This window comes from Hyphomonas sp., from assembly GCF_046313735.1.
Lineage (GTDB): Bacteria > Pseudomonadota > Alphaproteobacteria > Caulobacterales > Hyphomonadaceae > Hyphomonas.
In genome coordinates this window covers 41,517-58,469 of sequence record NZ_JBKBXW010000003.1, presented here as the reverse complement: position 1 = coordinate 58,469, position 16,953 = coordinate 41,517, and the positions used below count along the sequence as shown (strand labels likewise).

General features: G+C 67.2%; 8 protein-coding genes. 6 read left to right on the top strand and 2 right to left on the bottom strand.

Features of this window, described 5'->3' with window-relative positions; all coding sequences use genetic code 11:
• Nucleotides 1–45: 45 nt before the first annotated feature.
• The 3 genes from ACK4SV_RS02430 to msrA all read left to right on the top strand — a co-directional run bounded on the left by ACK4SV_RS02430 (nt 46) and on the right by msrA (nt 7,975).
• Nucleotides 46–5,049 carry an alpha-2-macroglobulin family protein gene (locus ACK4SV_RS02430; RefSeq protein ID WP_409916200.1) on the top strand — a complete coding sequence of 1,668 codons (5,004 nt, stop codon included), beginning with the start codon at nt 46–48 and terminating at the stop codon, nt 5,047–5,049.
• A gap of 25 nt (nt 5,050–5,074) precedes the next feature.
• On the top strand, nt 5,075–7,144 hold the full coding sequence (gene pbpC / locus ACK4SV_RS02425) for a penicillin-binding protein 1C (RefSeq protein WP_409916199.1): 2,070 nt from the start codon (nt 5,075–5,077) through the stop codon (nt 7,142–7,144).
• Between the two features lie 180 nt (nt 7,145–7,324).
• Nucleotides 7,325–7,975 carry a peptide-methionine (S)-S-oxide reductase MsrA gene (gene msrA / locus ACK4SV_RS02420; protein ID WP_409916323.1) on the top strand — a complete coding sequence of 217 codons (651 nt, stop codon included), beginning with the start codon at nt 7,325–7,327 and terminating at the stop codon, nt 7,973–7,975.
• 13 nt (nt 7,976–7,988) lie between these two features.
• Here msrA and ACK4SV_RS02415 read toward each other — a convergent pair whose 3' ends face one another.
• Complete coding sequence (locus ACK4SV_RS02415; RefSeq protein WP_409916198.1) at nt 7,989–9,569, bottom strand: ArnT family glycosyltransferase; 1,581 nt, start codon at nt 9,567–9,569, stop codon at nt 7,989–7,991.
• Between the two features lie 265 nt (nt 9,570–9,834).
• Here ACK4SV_RS02415 and ACK4SV_RS02410 point away from each other — a divergent pair, with 265 nt between their 5' ends.
• From ACK4SV_RS02410 to aguB, 3 genes are all read left to right on the top strand, one after another.
• Nucleotides 9,835–13,119: a TonB-dependent receptor domain-containing protein gene (locus ACK4SV_RS02410; protein ID WP_409916197.1), complete on the top strand. Its 3,285-nt coding sequence runs from the start codon at nt 9,835–9,837 to the stop codon at nt 13,117–13,119.
• Nucleotides 13,120–13,216: 97 nt separating this feature from the next.
• The gene (locus tag ACK4SV_RS02405) at nt 13,217–14,203 is read left to right on the top strand and encodes an agmatine deiminase family protein (protein ID WP_409916196.1); all 987 of its coding nucleotides are present in this window, start codon (nt 13,217–13,219) and stop codon (nt 14,201–14,203) included.
• Between the two features lie 14 nt (nt 14,204–14,217).
• Nucleotides 14,218–15,060, top strand: coding sequence for an N-carbamoylputrescine amidase (gene aguB, locus ACK4SV_RS02400; RefSeq protein WP_409916195.1), 843 nt, complete (start codon nt 14,218–14,220; stop codon nt 15,058–15,060).
• 30 nt (nt 15,061–15,090) lie between these two features.
• On the opposite strand, the gene ACK4SV_RS02395 is transcribed toward aguB, so the two are convergent.
• Entirely contained in the window at nt 15,091–16,917 is a 1,827-nt protein-coding gene (locus ACK4SV_RS02395; protein ID WP_409916194.1) for a diguanylate cyclase domain-containing protein, read from the bottom strand.
• Nucleotides 16,918–16,953: the final 36 nt, after the last annotated feature.

Genomic DNA, 16,953 nt, shown 5'->3' with positions numbered 1-16,953 from the left:
TCGGGTGTAAGAAGAGGCGGGCGGACATTTCGGAGGACACAACCCATGGCAGTTCAGCTTCGCGGCCTCTGGGGGGGCGTCAGCGCGCTTCTGCTCGTTCTCCTTCTCGCTGTGATCCTCGCCGCCTGTGGCGGGTCGCAGACACAGCGCTCGCCCGGCGAGGATGAGGACGCCGAAGTCTTCGTCGCCCGCTCGCCCGCCGATCAGGTCGCCGCCCGCCGCCGCGAGGAAGCCCGCCGCCGCGCCCGCGAAGCCGAACCGCAGGACTTCGCCTATTTCCGCTACCGCATCGACACCTCGGGCGAACAGCCGCTCGCCTGTTTCGTCTTCTCCGCCGCGCTCGATCCGCAGGCCGACTATTCGCCATATGTCGAATTCCGCCCCGCCTTCCGCCCCGCGCTCAGCGTGCAGGGCAGCGAGCTCTGCGTCGGCGGCCTCACCTTCGGCAGCAGCCGCACCGCGACCCTGCTGACCGGCCTGCCCTCTGCCGATGGCCGCCAGCTGCGCCGCACCGAAACCGTGCCGATCGACTTTGCAGACCGCCCGCCTTTCGTCGGCTTCAAGGGCACCGGCGTCATCCTCCCGCGCGAGAATGCCGATGGCCTCCCCGTCGAGACCGTCAATGTCGACCGCGTGAATGTCACCGTCTCGCGCATCAACGACCGCGCGCTGGTGTTCAAGAACATCACCGAGGGCCAGACAGTGCGTCAGGGCGGCTGGTCCTGGCTCTGGGGCGCGGACTCGCCCGAGGATGTCGGCGAGGTGATCTTCTCCGGCTCCATGGATGTCGCAAACGTGCCCAACGGGCCGGTCGTCACCGTCTTCCCGTTGCAGGACGTCACCGGCCGGATGACACCCGGCGCCTATTTCGTCCGTGTCGAGGATGCAGCTAAGCTCAGCCCCGGCGAAGGCCCGCCGGCCTCCTCCGGCCGCTGGATCCTGCTGACGGATCTCGCCCTCACCGCCTATGCCGGCGAGCATGGCCTCGATGTCACCCTCCGCTCGCTGCGCGACGGGCGCACTGTCAGCGACGCGACCGTGCAGCTGCTCGCTGCTAACAACACCGTGCTGGCTGAAGTGCGCCCGGATTCCGCTGGCCGCGTCACTTTCGACAAGCCGCTGATGAGCGGGCAGGGGACGATGGCGCCCCGCCTCGTCACCGCCACCAATGCCCGGGGCGAACTCGCCGCGCTCGACCTCCTTCGCGCGCCGGTGGACCTTTCCGAACACGCCATCGGCGGGCGCCGCACGCCCGGCCCGGTCGATGCCTATATTTACTCCGACCGCGGAATTTATCGCCCCGGCGAGAACGTCGAGATCACCGCCATGCTGCGCGACCGGGCAGGCCGGCAGGTCACCGGCCGCAATGGCCATCTCGTCGTCTACCGCCCGAACGGCCTTGTTGCCTCGAAGACCCGCTTCACCGATCCGGCCTCCGGCGCGGTGATGAACACCTATGCCGTCCCGCGCGGCGCCGCCCGCGGCCAGTGGCGCGTGGCCCTCGAGATCGACGGCCTGACCGCCCCGGCGGGCGAGATGCGTTTCGCGGTCGAGGATTTCGTGCCCCAGCGCATCGCCGTTGATCTGACGACGGACGAGACGACCCCAATCCGCGCCGGCGGCACCCGTTCGGTGGAGATCGCTGCCCGCTTCCTCTACGGCGCCCCCGGCGCCGGCCTCACGGTCAAGACCGAAGCGCGCATGGAGCCTGATCCTGCGCCCTTCCGCGCCTTCGAAGGCTTCCGCTATGGCCGCCATGACCAGAGCTTTTCCCAGCAGATCCTCGAATTCCCGGATGCGACCACCGATGGCGCCGGCAAGGCCACCGTCCGCCTCGCGCCCGGCACGGCCGGTTCCAATTCCGGCATCCCGCTGCGCCTCAACACGGTCATCAGCGTGCTGGAGCCCGGCGGCCGCGCCGTCGCTGACAGCGTCCGCATCCCCTACCGCCCCGAAGCGCTCTATCTCGGCGTGAAGCCCGGCTTTGACGCCTCCGTGCAGGAAGGCGGCGACGCCACTTTCGACATCCTCGCCGTCAATGCGGACGGCAGCGCCGTCGCGAGCCGCCTCGGCTGGAAAGTGCTGCGCATCGACTACCATTATGACTGGTACCGCGACGGGGATGGCCGCTGGAACTGGCGCCGCTCGCGGACCGTCACGCGCGTCAATGAAGGCGTCGTCTCGACCCCCGCCGGCGGCACCGCGCAGATCACAGTGCCCGGCCTCGACTGGGGTAGCCATGAGCTGATCGTCGAGAATCAGGCTCAGGGCTCGGATGCCGCCGTCTCCATGGGCTTCAATGTCGGCTGGGGCGGTTTTACCACCGCAGACGGCACCGAAGCCCCCGACCGTGTCCGGATCGTCGCCGCCGAGCGCACTCCGCGCGTCGGCCAGCAGGCAGAGCTCACCGTGCTGCCGCCCTATGATGGCCAGGCCCAGGTCGTCGTCGCCACCGACCGTGTCCTCTCGGTCCAGAACCTTGCCGTCAGCACATCCGGCACCCGCATCACCCTTCCGGTCACGGAGGAATGGGGGGAGGGCGCCTATGTCATGGTCACCGTCTATTCCGGCCGCGATCCCGTCCTGCGCGCCAAGCCCCGCCGCGCCGTCGGCGTCGCCCATGTGCCCGTCGATATGGCCGCGCGCACCTTTGCGCTCTCCATCGACGCGCCTGATGTCGCCCGCCCGCGCACGCGCCAGATGGTCGAGGTCAAGATAGATGGCGGCCCGCGCGAGCCGGTCTTCCTGACCCTTGCCGCCGTCGACGAAGGCATCCTGCAACTCACCAAATTCCGCTCGCCGGACCCGGCCGCCCATTATTTCGGCCGCAAGGCGCTCGGCGTGGACCTGCACGATGATTATGGCCGCCTGCTTGATCCCAACCTCGGAATGCCTGCCGAAGTGCGCACCGGCGGCGACCAGCTCGGCGGCGAAGGCCTCACCGTTGTGCCGGTCAAATCCGTCGTGCTCTATTCCGGCCTTGTCGAAGTCGGCCGCTCGGGCCGCGCCCGCGTCCCGTTCGAATTGCCCGAATTCAATGGCGAGCTGCGCCTGATGGCCGTCGCCTGGTCGCGCACCGGGGTTGGCGCTGCCGACGGCAAGATGATCGTGCGCGAGCGTGCGCCCGCCGATCTCGTTATGCCGCGCTTCCTCGCCCCCGGCGACGAGGCGACCATCACCGCCAGCATCGACAATGTGGAGCTCGGCGCCGGCCAGTTCAGCGCCCGCGTCGGCGCCACGGGCCAGGTCTCGACCGCCGACAGCGAGCTGACCCGCACCCTCCAGCCCCGTCAGCGGGCGGACATTCCCGTCCGCATCACCGCCTCGGGCGAGGGCATCTCCACCGTCCGGCTCGCTGTCACCGGCCCGGACCGCTATACGACCGAACGCAGCTATGACATCCAGACGCGCTCGCCCTGGCTGCCGGAAACCCGCGCAACGCGCCAGCTGATGCGCCCCGGCGAAACCTTCACGGCGAACCAGTCCCTCATCGCGGGTTATGTCCCCGGCTCGGCGGAAGTCAGCATCGGCTTCTCGCCGCTGCCGATTGATGCCGCCACGCTCTATGCCTCGCTCGACCGCTACCCCTATGGCTGCACCGAGCAGATCACCAGCCGCGCCCTGCCGCTCCTCTATTCCGAGCAGATCGGCGCGATGGGCGCGGGGGACACCGCCCAGACCCCGCGCGACCGTGTGCAGGCCGCGCTCAGCACAGTGCTCAACCGTCAGGGGGCGGACGGTGCGTTCGGCCTCTGGCGCGAGGGAGACGGCTATGCCTCGCCCTGGCTCGGTGCGTATACGGCAGACTTCGTGCTCCGCGCCAAACAGGCCGGATATTCCGTCCCCGATGAAGCGCTCAGCCGCGCCTGGGGCTCGCTGCGCAATATCGCCTCGGGAGATAGCTGGCGCGTCTATGGCTATGACGCTGAAGTCTATGAAAGCCGCTATTCCAGCGACTCGACCCAGCAGCTGATGTACCGCTCCGCCGCCTATGCGCTCTATGTCCTCGCCCGCGCCGGTGAGGCCGACATCTCGCGCCTGCGCTACCTGCACGACCGGGAACTCGGCAATATCGAAAGCCCGCTCGCCCGCGCCCAGATCGGGGCAGCCCTTGCCCTGCTGGGCGACCGCGCCCGGGGCGCCTCGGCTTTCCGCTCGGCAGAGGAAAAGCTCGGCTACAACAATACCGGCGACTATTACCAGACGCCACTGCGCGACCTCGCCGCCATCACCGGCCTCGCCGCCGAGGCAAACTTCCCGGAAGTCGTTGCCCGCCTCGGCGAGCGCCTCGCCCGGGATGTTCCGCAGGCGGATAACCTGATGACGCAGGAGAAAGCCTTCCTCCTCGTCGCGGTCAACGCCCTCTCCGGCGGCGCGCCCGCCCTGGATGTGCGCACCGAAGGCCTCGGCTCGGGCCGCGACAACCAGCGCCAGTACCGGCTGACCGCCGCAGAGATCGCCAGCGGCGCCACCTTCCGCCTCGGCGGGGAGACGCCGATGTTCCGCACCGTGCTCGTCACCGGCGCGCCCAGCCAGCCGCCTCCGGCCGCCACCTCGCGCCTCACCGCCGACAAGCGCTTCCTCTCGCTCGCAGGCCGCCCGGCAGACATCTCCCAGCTGCGCCAGGGCGACCGGCTCATCATTGCCCTGACGATCACGCCGGAAGAGCGCCGCGTGAATCCGGTCATCGTCGCAGACCTGCTCCCTGCCGGTTTCGAGATCGAGACTGTGCTGCGCCCTGCCGATGGTCAGTTGACGGAGTATGACTGGCGCACCGGCGAAGACCGGATGCGCACCGGCGCCTTCGGCTTCCTCGGCCGTATCGCCCGCGCCCAGAGCGCCGAGGCGCAGGACGACCGCTTCGTCGCCGCCATTGATGTCGCCGATCAGCCGGTCACGCTCGCCTATGTCGTGCGCGCCGTCACGCCGGGCAGCTTCGCCGTCCCCGGCGTCGTCGCGGAGGACATGTACCGCCCCGATGTCTACGCCCGCTCGGCGCCGGGCCGCGTTACCATCCTCGCCGCGCAGGGCGCCGCCGGCGGACGCTGAGGCGAAGAGGGGAGGGACAAGGCGCTTGGCCGGTCAGCATATCCCCCTCCGGCTCCTTGCAGGCCTCGCGGCGCTCGTCGCGGCGGTGCTGCTCTTCGACATCCTCGCCCCGCCGCCACTGGAGCGCGCGGGCGGCACTTCCGTCCTCATCACAGACCGCGCCGGCCGGCCCCTGCGCGCCTTCCCGACAGAGGATGGCCGCTGGCGTTTCCATGTCGATCTTGACGCGGTCGACCCCGATTTCATCGACGCGCTGATCCGCGTTGAGGACAAGCGCTTCTGGAGCCATCACGGCACCGACTGGACGGGCCTTGCCCGCGCCGCCTTTGACAGCGCCCGTTCCGGCCGCATTGTGTCCGGCGGCTCGACCCTGACGATGCAGACCGCACGGATGCTGGAGCCGCGCCCGCGCAATGCCGGCTCCAAGCTGATCGAGATCTGGCGCGCCAACCAGCTCGAGCGCCGTCTCTCCAAGCGCGAGATCCTGGAGCTCTACCTCTCCCTCACCCCCTATGGCGGCAACCTTGAAGGCGTGCGCGCCGCCACATGGAGCTATTTCGGCCGCGAGGCAGACCGTCTCTCCACGGATGAAATCGCGCTCCTCATTGCCCTGCCGCAATCGCCCGAAGCCCGAAGGCCGGACCGGCGCCCGGAGGCCGCCGCCCGCGCCCGCAACTGGGTGGCCGAAAAGCTCGCCCGCTACGGCGTCTTCGCTGAGGCAGACATCGCCGAGGTCGCCTCCGTATCGGTGCCCGCCCGCCGCCTCGATTTTCCCGCCCGCGCCTGGCACGGCGCCGAAGCCGTCCGCGCAAACAGCCCGCCGGGCGACGTGCGCTCCACGATCGACGCCTCGCTGCAGGCCGAGGTCGAGCGCATCGCGCTCACCCGCGCCCTCGGCGAAGGCCCGGATGTGCAGGTCTCGGTCCTCGTCGTCCACACGCCCACCCGCGCCGTGCGCGCGCTCGCGGGCTCCGCCACCCGCGATCGGCCCGGCGGCTGGATCGACCTCACCAACCGCCCCCGCTCGCCCGGCTCCACGCTCAAGCCCTTCATCTACGCCCTCGCCTTCGATGATGGCGCCGCCGGCGCCGATACGCGCATTTCCGATCTGCCGCGCCGCTTCGCCGGCTACCAGCCGGAAAACTTCGACCGCATGTTCCGGGGCGACGTCCGCGTCTCCGATGCGCTCCAGCATTCGCTGAACATTCCCGCCGTGCTGATGCTCGACCGGGTCGGCGCAGACCGCTTCACCGCCCAGCTCACCATGGCCGGCGCCCGCCCCCGCACCGGCAGCGCGCGCGGCGAGGCCGCCGGCCTCGCCATCGCGCTCGGCGGGGCAGGGCTCACCGCGCGCGAGCTGGCCATCCTCTACGCCGCCCTAGGCGATGGCGGCATCGCCAAGCCGCTCGTCTGGCGCGCGGAGGATGAAATCGCCAGCCGCCACGGCCCCGGCAACCGCCTGATGAGCGAGGACAGCGCGGCAGAGATCCTCCGTATCCTGCAGGGCTCGCCCAGCCCCGAAGGCCGCATGCCCGGCCAGCTGACCCAAGGCGCCCCGCAGGTCGCCTTCAAGACCGGCACGTCCTATGGCTTCCGCGATGCCTGGGCTGCGGCGGTCTCGGGCGAGCATGTCATCATCGTCTGGGTCGGGCGGGCCGACGGCGCCCCGCGCACCGGCGTCACGGGCCGCGAGATCGCCCTGCCGATCCTGTTCGAGCTTGCCGACCGCGCCGCCCATCACCTGCGCGATGAAGGCGACAGCGCCCGCCGCCTCAGCGCCGATCCGCGCACCCGCGCGCGCGGGCCCCTTGAGGCCTTCGCCGCCGACCGGCCCCCGGAAATCCTCTTCCCCCCGAACGGCGCGGAACTCTGGGCCGGCTCGGTAAATGGCCGCCCGCCGCGCCCCTTTGTCCTCTCCGGGCGCGGCGCCGGGGCGCTCAGCTGGTATATCGATGGCGAGCCCTCGGCCCTCGATGATGCCGGCGCGCCGGTCTGGCGGCCCGACCGGCCGGGCTTCTACCTTGTCAGCGCGGTTGACGGGGAGGGGCGCACCACCCGTGTCCGCGTCCGTGTGCTGACAGACGATCCCGCCTGAAGCCTGCGATCTGGGCATTGGCCCCGGCAGGCGATGCAAACGTGTCACATCCCCGTGACAAATCCACCTTGCGCTGTTGCCTGGCCTTTAAGCACGGTGTGCTAGCCCCTACGTCACGCTCCAGTACCGCAAGGCCCCGCCTCGCCCCAGTCAACGAAGTCCCGCGTGCCCGTGTTCCAGATGTTTACCCGCCGCCCCGCCCTCCTGATCGCGCTCACTGCCGGCCTCCTCGCCGGTCTGATCGCGTTCTTCTCGACCAGCGCCACGGCCGAGAACCTGCGCGCGCAGGATGCGCCGGTGCGCGTCGCCACGGCAGTCTTCGCCGGCGGCTGTTTCTGGTGTGTCGAGGCCGATTTCGACAAGCTCGACGGCGTCATTGATACTGTCTCGGGCTATACGGGTGGGCGCACCCAGCGGCCGACCTACCAGCAGGTCACGCGCGGCGGCACCGGCCATTACGAGGCCGTGAAAGTGACCTACGACCCCGCCCGCATCTCCTATGAACAGCTCGCCCGCTATTTCATCCGCACGATCGACCCGATCGATGCCGGCGGCCAGTTCTGCGACCGGGGCGAAAGCTACCGTACAGCCTTCTTCGTCGCCTCAGAAAGCGAGCGCCGCGCGGCAGAAGCCGTGCTCGCAGCCGCAGCGGCAGAGCTGCGCACCGAGTTGGTTACGCCGGTTCTGGCGGCCGCCGAATTCTGGCCCGCCGAGGCCTATCATCAGGACTACTACCTGAAGAACCCCATCCGCTACGACTTCTACCGCAAGTCCTGCGGCCGGGATGACCGCCTGCGCGCCCTCTGGGGCAACGCCCAGCCCGGCCACTGAGTTCTGTTCTGCCTCAGCCCGCATCCTCTTCCGGGGCAGGGCAGCGCGGCTCGGCAAACTCGGTCTGCCCTGAAAACTGCGCTTCCCATTTCGGCGTCCGCTCGGGCGGTGCATGGCCGGTCGCGAGGTAGAGCTGGAACACACGCGTGATCGGGCAGCCATTGCCCCGCCGGCCAAGGTCGATCCGCACCTGACCCACAGGCTCGAACGTCTCGAAATCGCCGCGCAGGTAGGGCCGGAAATCGGCATGGACCGAGGCGACCAGCACCCGCTCGGCGATTGCCCCCTCCAGCGGCACGCGCTCGGAAAAACTCTTCGCCCCGCCATAGCGGCGCCAGGAAATCAGCGGCACGTCCCGGTCCCGGCCATAATAGTCCAGCCCGTGCCAGGCCTCCCGCTCATCCACCAGCACGGCGGTCGCGCCCAGCCGTTCGGCCTCCGCGAATACGGCGGCCGCAGAGGCTTCCCAGCCGCGCGTCCGTTTCATCGCATTGTCGACACCCAGCGCCTCGGTCACCGCCGGTGAGAGGAGCGCCGTGCCCGCCATGAACACGCCTGCCAGCGCGCCGTTCAGGCCAAGGCTCGTCCACAGCACGCCGCGCATCTGGCGGCTGAACCAGATCGCCACCAGCAGCGCGGCCGCCGGATACGCCGTCGCCGTCCAGTTCGCATGGGCGCGCGAAACGACCGCCTGCGCCAGGATGAACACCAGCACCGGCAGGATGAAGCACATCAGCCAGCGGTCGATCCGCGCCGCCTCATCCTTCGCCCCCCGGAACAGCCACGCCCCCGCCAGCAGCGCCAGGAAACTCACCGGCCCGAACAGGCCCAGCTGATCGGCAAACCAGCTCAGCGCATTTTCCGGATTGAACAGGTCCCCGCCGAGGTTCGCATTGTCGACCGTATGGCCCACCGTCTCGAAATCATTCGCCGCATTCCAGGCAAAGTGCGGCGCCAGGATCAGCGCGGCGACCAGCCCGGCAGCGGCCCCGCGCGCCGAGATCACGAACCGCCGCGAGGCCGGATCGATCAGCGCGGTCAGCGCCACACCGATGACGAAATACAGCATCGCATACTTCGCCAGCATGCCCGTACCGATCGCGGCGCCCAGCGCCAGCGCATGTCCCCATCCGCCCTTGCCGGCGCGCAGCTGCCAGTAAAGGTACAGGGCTGCGCACCAGACCGGCATCAGCACCCCATCGGTCGACAGGACCGCCGAGGACAGGACGACCCCCGGCATCAGCGCATACAGGAATGCGGCAAAAAACCCGGCCCGCGAATCGAGAATCGCCCGCCCCGTCAGGAACAACAGGACCGCAGCCGCCAGGTGCAGCACCGGCGCGGCAATCCGGATGGCCCAGGGTCCATCCCCGAACAGCGCCGTGGTCATATGAATTACCCAGGCGATCAGGGGCGGCTTCGAATAATAGCCCCATTCCAGCGTCTGCGCCCATCGCCAGTATTGCGCCTCATCCGCATAGAGTTCGAGCGGGGAGGCAAGAATCGCCAGAATCCGCAGCAAAAACAGCAGGATGAGGCCAGCCAGCGCGGCACGCGCCCAATGGTCCGGCCGGGAAGGGGAGGCAGTCGGCATGGCAGCTCCGGTTTAACGCCCGGGCAGTCTTAAGGGGTCTGGCCGCCCGCGAACAGGGGGGCGAGCATCCCCGGCGGGCAGCTCTCCTGATACGCGGGCGTGTCATTTTTGCATCGCAACGAGAAAACCGGCAGCGCATCGGGACACAGACTCCGAACCTTCAATTGCTTGTCACTAATCTGTCATTCACCGCCGCTAAGGGCAGCCTCAAACCCGGCCCCGCGAGGGGGGCAGGGTACTGGTTTGCAAACCTGGGGAAGTCCACATGATCAAGAATTTCTTCGTCCGCAGTGCGTCTGTCGCCGCTCTTGCGGCGCTGGCACCTGTCGCCGCTGTGTACGCACAGGAAACCGCTTCTGAACTTCGCGGTACCATTATTGACCAGAACGGCGCCGCTGTCGCCGGCGCCACGGTCACCATCACCCACCAGCCGACCGGCTCGACCAGCACGCTGACGACCGGCAACAACGGCAACTTCTTCCAGACCGGTCTGCGTCCCGGCGGCCCGTACTCGATCTTCGTCACGGCGCCCGGCTTCGAAGGCGAAGCGCTCGGCGACATCCGCCTCTCCCCCGGCACCTCGCCGGCCCTGCGCATCCGCCTGGCCTCGGCTGACGACACTGCCGTCATGGGCGTGGTGACCGTCACCGGTTCGGCCATCAGCCAGCTCGACCTCAACAACGGTGTCGGCTCCAACTTCTCGGCCCGCGACGTTGCCAACCAGCCCTCGCTGACGCGCGACCTGATCTCGACGCTGAACCGCGACCCGCTCGCCATCTCCGGCGGCGCCAACAACCTCTCCGTCGCCGGCGTCAACCCGCGCTTCAACGCCGTGACCATCGACGGCGCCCGCCAGCAGGACAATCTCGGCCTCGGCTCCAACACCTTCCCGACCGCCCGTTCGCCGATCAACATCGACATCGTCGAATCGGTCTCGCTCGTTGCCTCCGACTATTCGGTCACGGCCTCTGGCTTCACGGGCGGCCTGGTCAACGTCACGACCCGCGGCGGCACCAACGAGATCGACGGGTCGGCCTTCTACTACTACCGCGACCAGGACTGGCTCGGCACCAAGACCTTCGGCGGCGAAGGCTCCTTCAACCCCGGCATCTTCGAAGAGAAGGAATACGGCGTCACGCTGCGCGGCCCGATCCTCAAGGACCGGCTGTTCTTCTCGCTGTCCTATGACAAGTTCGAGACCGCCCAGCAGATTGATATCACGGGCAACCTCGGCAACCTCGGCATCAACCCGCAGCTCTACACAGCGCTGAACCAGCTGGTGCTCGACACCTACGGCATCGACATGGGTGGCCGTCCGCTGCAGGCCGCTGTGCCGGAAACGACCGAGCGGATCTTCGCCCGAATTGACTGGGACATCAACAACAACCACCGCCTGCAACTCCAGTTCCAGGACACCGAAGAGACCAGCGTTGCCAACTCCACCAACGCGCTCGCTTTCCAGTCCGCCTGGTATGACACACCCCAGAAACTGACGAGCTACACCGCCCAGCTCTTCTCTGACTGGTCGCCGAACTTCTCGACGCGCCTGCGCGCCTCCTACACCGAGAACGAGCGTCTCCAGAACTGCCGCGGCGGCACAGGCGTCGGCGAAATCAGGATGGAGCTGAACACTCCCCGGGTGGCCGGCACTCCGCTCGAAGGCCTAATCACCTCCGGTAACACCGTTCGTGCTTTCATTGGTGGCTGCGATGTGTTCCGCCATACCAACACCTATGCCGATGAGCGCCTGACCCTGTTCGCGCAAGGCGACTATGTGTGGAACGACTTCATCTTCACCTTCGGGGGTGAATTCGAGAGCCTTGATGCCGCCAACGGCTTCTCCCAGTTCTCGCAAGGCCAGTTCGTGTTCACCGGCAACAATGCCGGCCAGAACCTGATCAACCGCATCGCCAACGTGAACTACCGGAACGTCCGGTCGAACAATGTTGCCGAGTATCTCACACAGTACGCCTATGACCGCTACACGGCCTTTGGTCAGGCCCGCTGGCAGGTGATGCCGGAACTCGAGCTGTCGGCTGGTCTGCGCTACGAGTACATTTCGACCGACAGCGGCGCAGCCAACGACCCGACCTTCCTTGCGCAAGTTGGTATTCCCAACACGAAAAGCACGGACGGCCTTGACCTGATCATGCCGCGCCTTGGTTTCCGGTGGGAACCGCTCAGCCGCACCACCGTTTCGGGCGGCTTCGGCCTCTTCTCGGGCGGCGATCCGGGCGTCTGGACGCTTAACGCAGCTGCCCCTCTCGTCGTTATCCCGCCGGCGATCAACAACCTTGCGAACGTCGATCCGCGCCAGGTGCCGCAAGCCCTGCTCGATGCCGTTGCCAATGGCACTGTTAGGGCCATCGACGCCATAGACCCGAACTTCAAGCTGCCGTCCGACTGGAAAGCCTCGCTGCGGGTTGACCAGTCCTTCGACCTCAACTTCGGCGGGGTTGATCTCGGTCGCGATTACCGCGCGTCGTTCCAGGTTCTCCACACTCGCTCCAAGGACTCGTTCCTCTGGCAGGAATACGCCCAGACGAATGGCGGCCTGACTCCCGGCGTTGCGCCGGACGGCCGGCCGATCTATGCAGACCTTCAGGCTCTCGGCCTGTCGAACCGCACGGTCCTGACGAACGCTTCGGGTGATGAAAGCTATGTCTACACCTTCTCGCTCGAGAAGGCCTTCGACAATGGCTTTGACTTCTACCTCGCCTACTCGCACCAGGATGTCGAAGCGCTGACCGAAGGCTCGTCCTCCCGCGGCGTGTCGGCCTTCCGTGGCCAGGTGGCGGCTGACCGGAACAATCCCGGCCCGCGGACCTCGCTCTATCAGGTCGAAGATGCCTTCAAGCTCAGCCTCGGCTATGAGCGCGACTTCATCAGCGACCTGACCACCCGGGTTGACCTCTTCGGTCAGTTCGACTCCGGCCGTCCGTTCACCTACAGCTACGTTTCCAACAACACCAACGCGCTGTTCGGCCGGACCGGTAACAACGAAAATCCCTTCGCCAACAACCCGCTCTACGTCCCGGATCTCTTCGGCGACCCGAAAGTGGTCTATGGCCCGAACTTTAACCTCGCTGCCTTCGGTGATTATGTCCGCCGCAACGGTATCGAGCAGGGCAAGATTCACGAAGTCAACTCGGCCGCCGGGACTTGGAACCAGCGCTGGGATTTCCGCATCCAGCAGGACCTCCCGGGTATCTGGGGTGCGCGCCAGTTCGTCGGCGATAACCGCTTCAAGCTCGTCTTCGACGTCGAGAACTTCGGCAACCTGCTCAACGACAAGTGGGGTACGATCCATAACTCTCCGGGCAACGGCCAGCTGGCGATCGTGAACGCAGACCTTGTCCGGCGCTCCGATGTCCAGAACGTCGGAATTGCTGCAGCCCCGGCGCTCACGCTGGACTCGGCCCGGACGGCCTGTACCACGCAGGACAGCTGTGTGTACCGCTATAACTCCTTCAGCAACCAGAACGTTGGCAGCCGCAACAACGCCGCCTCCGTCTGGAAAGCCCGTATCGGCATCCGGTACGAGTTCTAGTTGGACGGGCCCTCGCGCCCTATATGAGAACAGGGAAGGGCGGCCCCCCGAGGGCCGCCCTTTTCGTTTGACCCAAGCTGTGGCAAGGCCCCGCCAGATGACTGACACGACGACCCGCACCCTCTTGCCCGAATGGGCGCCCCAGGCCGCCCTCTGGGCCGGTTGGCCCCGCCTCGCCGAGGAATGGGGCGGCGACCTGACACCCGCGCGCACCGAGATTGCCGCCTTCATCCGGGCGGCGGCCGCCTATGTGCCTGTTCGCGTCGCCTGCGGCTCGCGCGAGGCCGCCGCCTCCGCCCGGCTCGCCACCGGCGGGCAGGGGCAGATCGTCGAGCTGCCGACCGGCGACATCTGGCTGCGCGATACCGGCCCCATCATCACCGGCACAGGCGCCTCCCGCGAGGCGCAGGTCTTCCGCTTCAATGGCTGGGGCGGCAAATACCTGATGGACGGCGATACCCAGACCGCTCCCGCCATCGCCGCGCGCGAAAACCTGCCGGCCCGGTCACACCCCATCGTGCTGGAAGGCGGCGGCATCGATGTCGATGGCGAAGGCGTGCTGCTGACAACGCGCCAATGCCTCCTCAATCCCAACCGCAACCCCTCCCTCTCGGAGGCCGAAATCGAGGCCGCCCTGCGCGCCGCTTTCGGCGTCGAGGAGATCGTCTGGCTCGGCGACGGCCTGATGAACGACCACACCGACGGCCATGTCGACAACATCGCCCGCTTCATCGCGCCCGGCCATGTGCTCTGCCAGCATCCGGCTGACCGGAATGATCCGAATGCGGACACCCTCCAGGAAATCGAACGCACGCTGACCGCTGCCGGCCTCATGGTCTCCAGCGTTCCCTCGCCGGGCCTCATTCATTTCGGCGACGGTGTGCCCGTGCCTGCCAGCCATATGAATTTCACCCTCACCAACCGCGCCGTCTTCGTTCCGGTCTATGAGGACCGTTTTTCCGCTGTCGCCCTGTCGGAGATGAAAGCCCTGTTCCCGGGCCGCGATGTGATCGGCCTGCCGGCCCGCGCCATCCTGGCCGGCGGCGGCAGCTTCCATTGCATGACCCGCGAAATCCCCGCCTGAGAGGAGCCGCCCCGATGAGCCGTATACTGACGCTCGCCGCCATCCAGTTCACACCGTCCGATGACGTGCAGGACAACATCACCCGCGTCGCCGGCTTCGTGCGCGAGGCGGCTGCAAAAGGCGCCGATGTCATCCTGCCGCCGGAACTGTTCTGCGGTCATTATTTCTGCAAGACGCAGGAAGAGGAACATTTCGCCCGCGCCATGGAGTGGCAGGACCATCCGGCCGTTCATCAGCTTGCGGAGCTTGCCGCAGAGCTCGGCGTCGTCATCCCGGTCTCGATCTATGAGAAGGAAGGCCCGCTCTATTTCAATTCGGTCGTCATGCTGGATGCCGATGGCACGCCCCTCGGCGTCTATCGCAAGAGCCACATTCCCGATGGCCCCGGATATCAGGAGAAGTATTACTTCCGCCCCGGCGATACCGGCTTCCGCGTCTGGAACACGATGAAGGGCCGCATCGGCGTCGGCATCTGCTGGGACCAGTGGTTCCCCGAATGCGCGCGCGCCATGGCGCTGATGGGCGCCGACGCGCTCCTCTATCCCACCGCCATCGGCGCCGAGCCGCAGGACGCGTCCCTCGACACCGCCGCCCGCTGGCGCCGCGGCATGCAGGGCCATGCGGTCGCCAACTGCATCCCTGTCGTCGCCGCTAACCGTGTGGGTGACGAGCAGGGCCAGGTCTTCTACGGCACCAGCTTCATCGCGGACGAAACCGGCGCCATCGCCGCCGAGCTTGGCCGCACCGAACAAGGCGTCATCACCGCAGCCTTCGACCTCGACCACCTCGACCGCGCCCGCGCCGCCTGGGGCTTCTTCCGCGACCGCCGCACAGACCTCTACGAAATGCTGCTCTGACAGCGGATTATCCGTAGAAAGATTATCAGCCTACCACCGCGCCGGGAAGGGCGCCGGCTGGGGCGCGTCCGGCGCTTCTCCGGCCGCGATGTCATTGTCCGCCAGGATCACAGGCTCCACACCGCGCCGGTTGCGCTTGCGCTGGTCGGCAATGCGCAGCCCGCCGCGCCCGGACTGTTTGACATGATAGAGCTCACTGTCGGCCTGTTTCAGCATCTCTGCAAAGCCATGGCGATGGTCATGGAACGCGACGCCCGCGCTTGCGCCAACCGTCAGCCGCTCGGCCTCATGCATCACCGGCTGGCTCATCGCCTGCAGGAACGCATCCGTCCGTTCAAGGATCTCCATCCGCGTCACGGACTGATATCCGAGCACGAGGAACTCGTCCCCGCCCAGCCGGAAAAGATCGCCCCGCCCGGCAAACTGCGTGCGCAGCCGCTCGGCGACTGCGACCAGAACCGCATCGCCCGCCGCATGGCCATGCGCATCATTCACCGGCTTGAACCGGTCAAGGTCAATCGCCACCGCTGCGCCATAGCGCTCGCCGGGCTGGCGGTTTTCCAGCTCCGTGATGTAGGTCAGAAGCCGCCGGTTGCCGAGCCCGGTCAGGGAGTCGCTGTTGGCCCAGATATCGGATTCGCGCACCTGCCCGCCCAGCAGCGCCGACAGGTAAGCCAGCGTAAAGGCCAGCGCCACCGGCAGCAGGAAATGATTGACCGCAAGATAGGGCGTCACGTCCGGCAGGCGCAGGTAGATCCAGACTGTCGCGAGCAGGCAGGGCAGCCAGGCAATCGCCGCGCTGCGGGCGCCCCGCACATCCCGCGCTGCCATCCAGACCAACCCGCCGGCCAGCACCAGCGGCCCGGCCCCGGTCGCCGCAAAGAACAGGACGCGCGCCACCTCGGAAGGGAACACAAAGCTCACGCCCGTCAGCAGGCCCAGGCAGGCGATCACATAGAAGGCCCGGTAGAGCCGGGGCGCCACCGTCTGCATGCTGAGAAAGTTGATCATGAAGATCGTGCCGAAGGCCAGCGCGATGGCCTGCGCAAAATAAACCGTCCGTCCCAGGTTGAAGTCGATCCGGTCGCCGATCAGGGCCGAAAGCACTCCCGAGGACAGCACGATGTAAAGCGCGCTCGCCAGCGCAAAGCCCACATAGATGCGGAACACGCCCTTCGATGCCGTCAGTGACATCGACGCAGCATAGATCGCAAAGCCGAGCGCCGCGCCGATCAGCAGGCTCCAGATCAGCGTATGCGTGGTCAGCAGGTTGGTGAAAGCAGACTCTGACGCCAGCTGCAGCGGCAGAATCATGATCGTGGAGCTCCTGATCCGGACGAAATAGGTAAGGGTCTCTCCCGCCGGAACCTGCAGGTGAAAGGCAGGGTAGGGGGCCGAAACAGCCTTGCCGGTACTGGCCATGGCGGCCCCGGTCGAACTGTGGCGGACGTCGCCATCCGGGCGCATGGCAAACAGGTCCACCTGTTCAAGGTAGGGGAACAGGATGTAGAATTTCGCAGAGCGGCTTTCATTGCTGCTGTTTGCCAGCCGGAAGCGGATCCAGACCTCGCCATTCGTATTCCGCACCTGCAGGGGAAGATCCGTAATCGGAGCAAATCCGGCCCCCTCCGCGCCCTCTATCAGCGCGTCCGGTGTCATGTCCTGATCCGCGCGGTGCAGATAGTCAGCCGCGATGCGCCAGCTGCCGCCCTTGGCCAGCTGCGCAATGTCCATCACGGGCGCCGGCGCAAAGGCCCGCGCGTCCGCGCCCGACTCCTCCGCCTGTGCCGATAAAGTCAGCACAAGGAGCATCATCGCCGCAGCGATCACGCGCAAGGAAAACCCGGAAATGGTCATCAGCGGCCCAAACCCTTCTGAGCCGGTGACTAACAC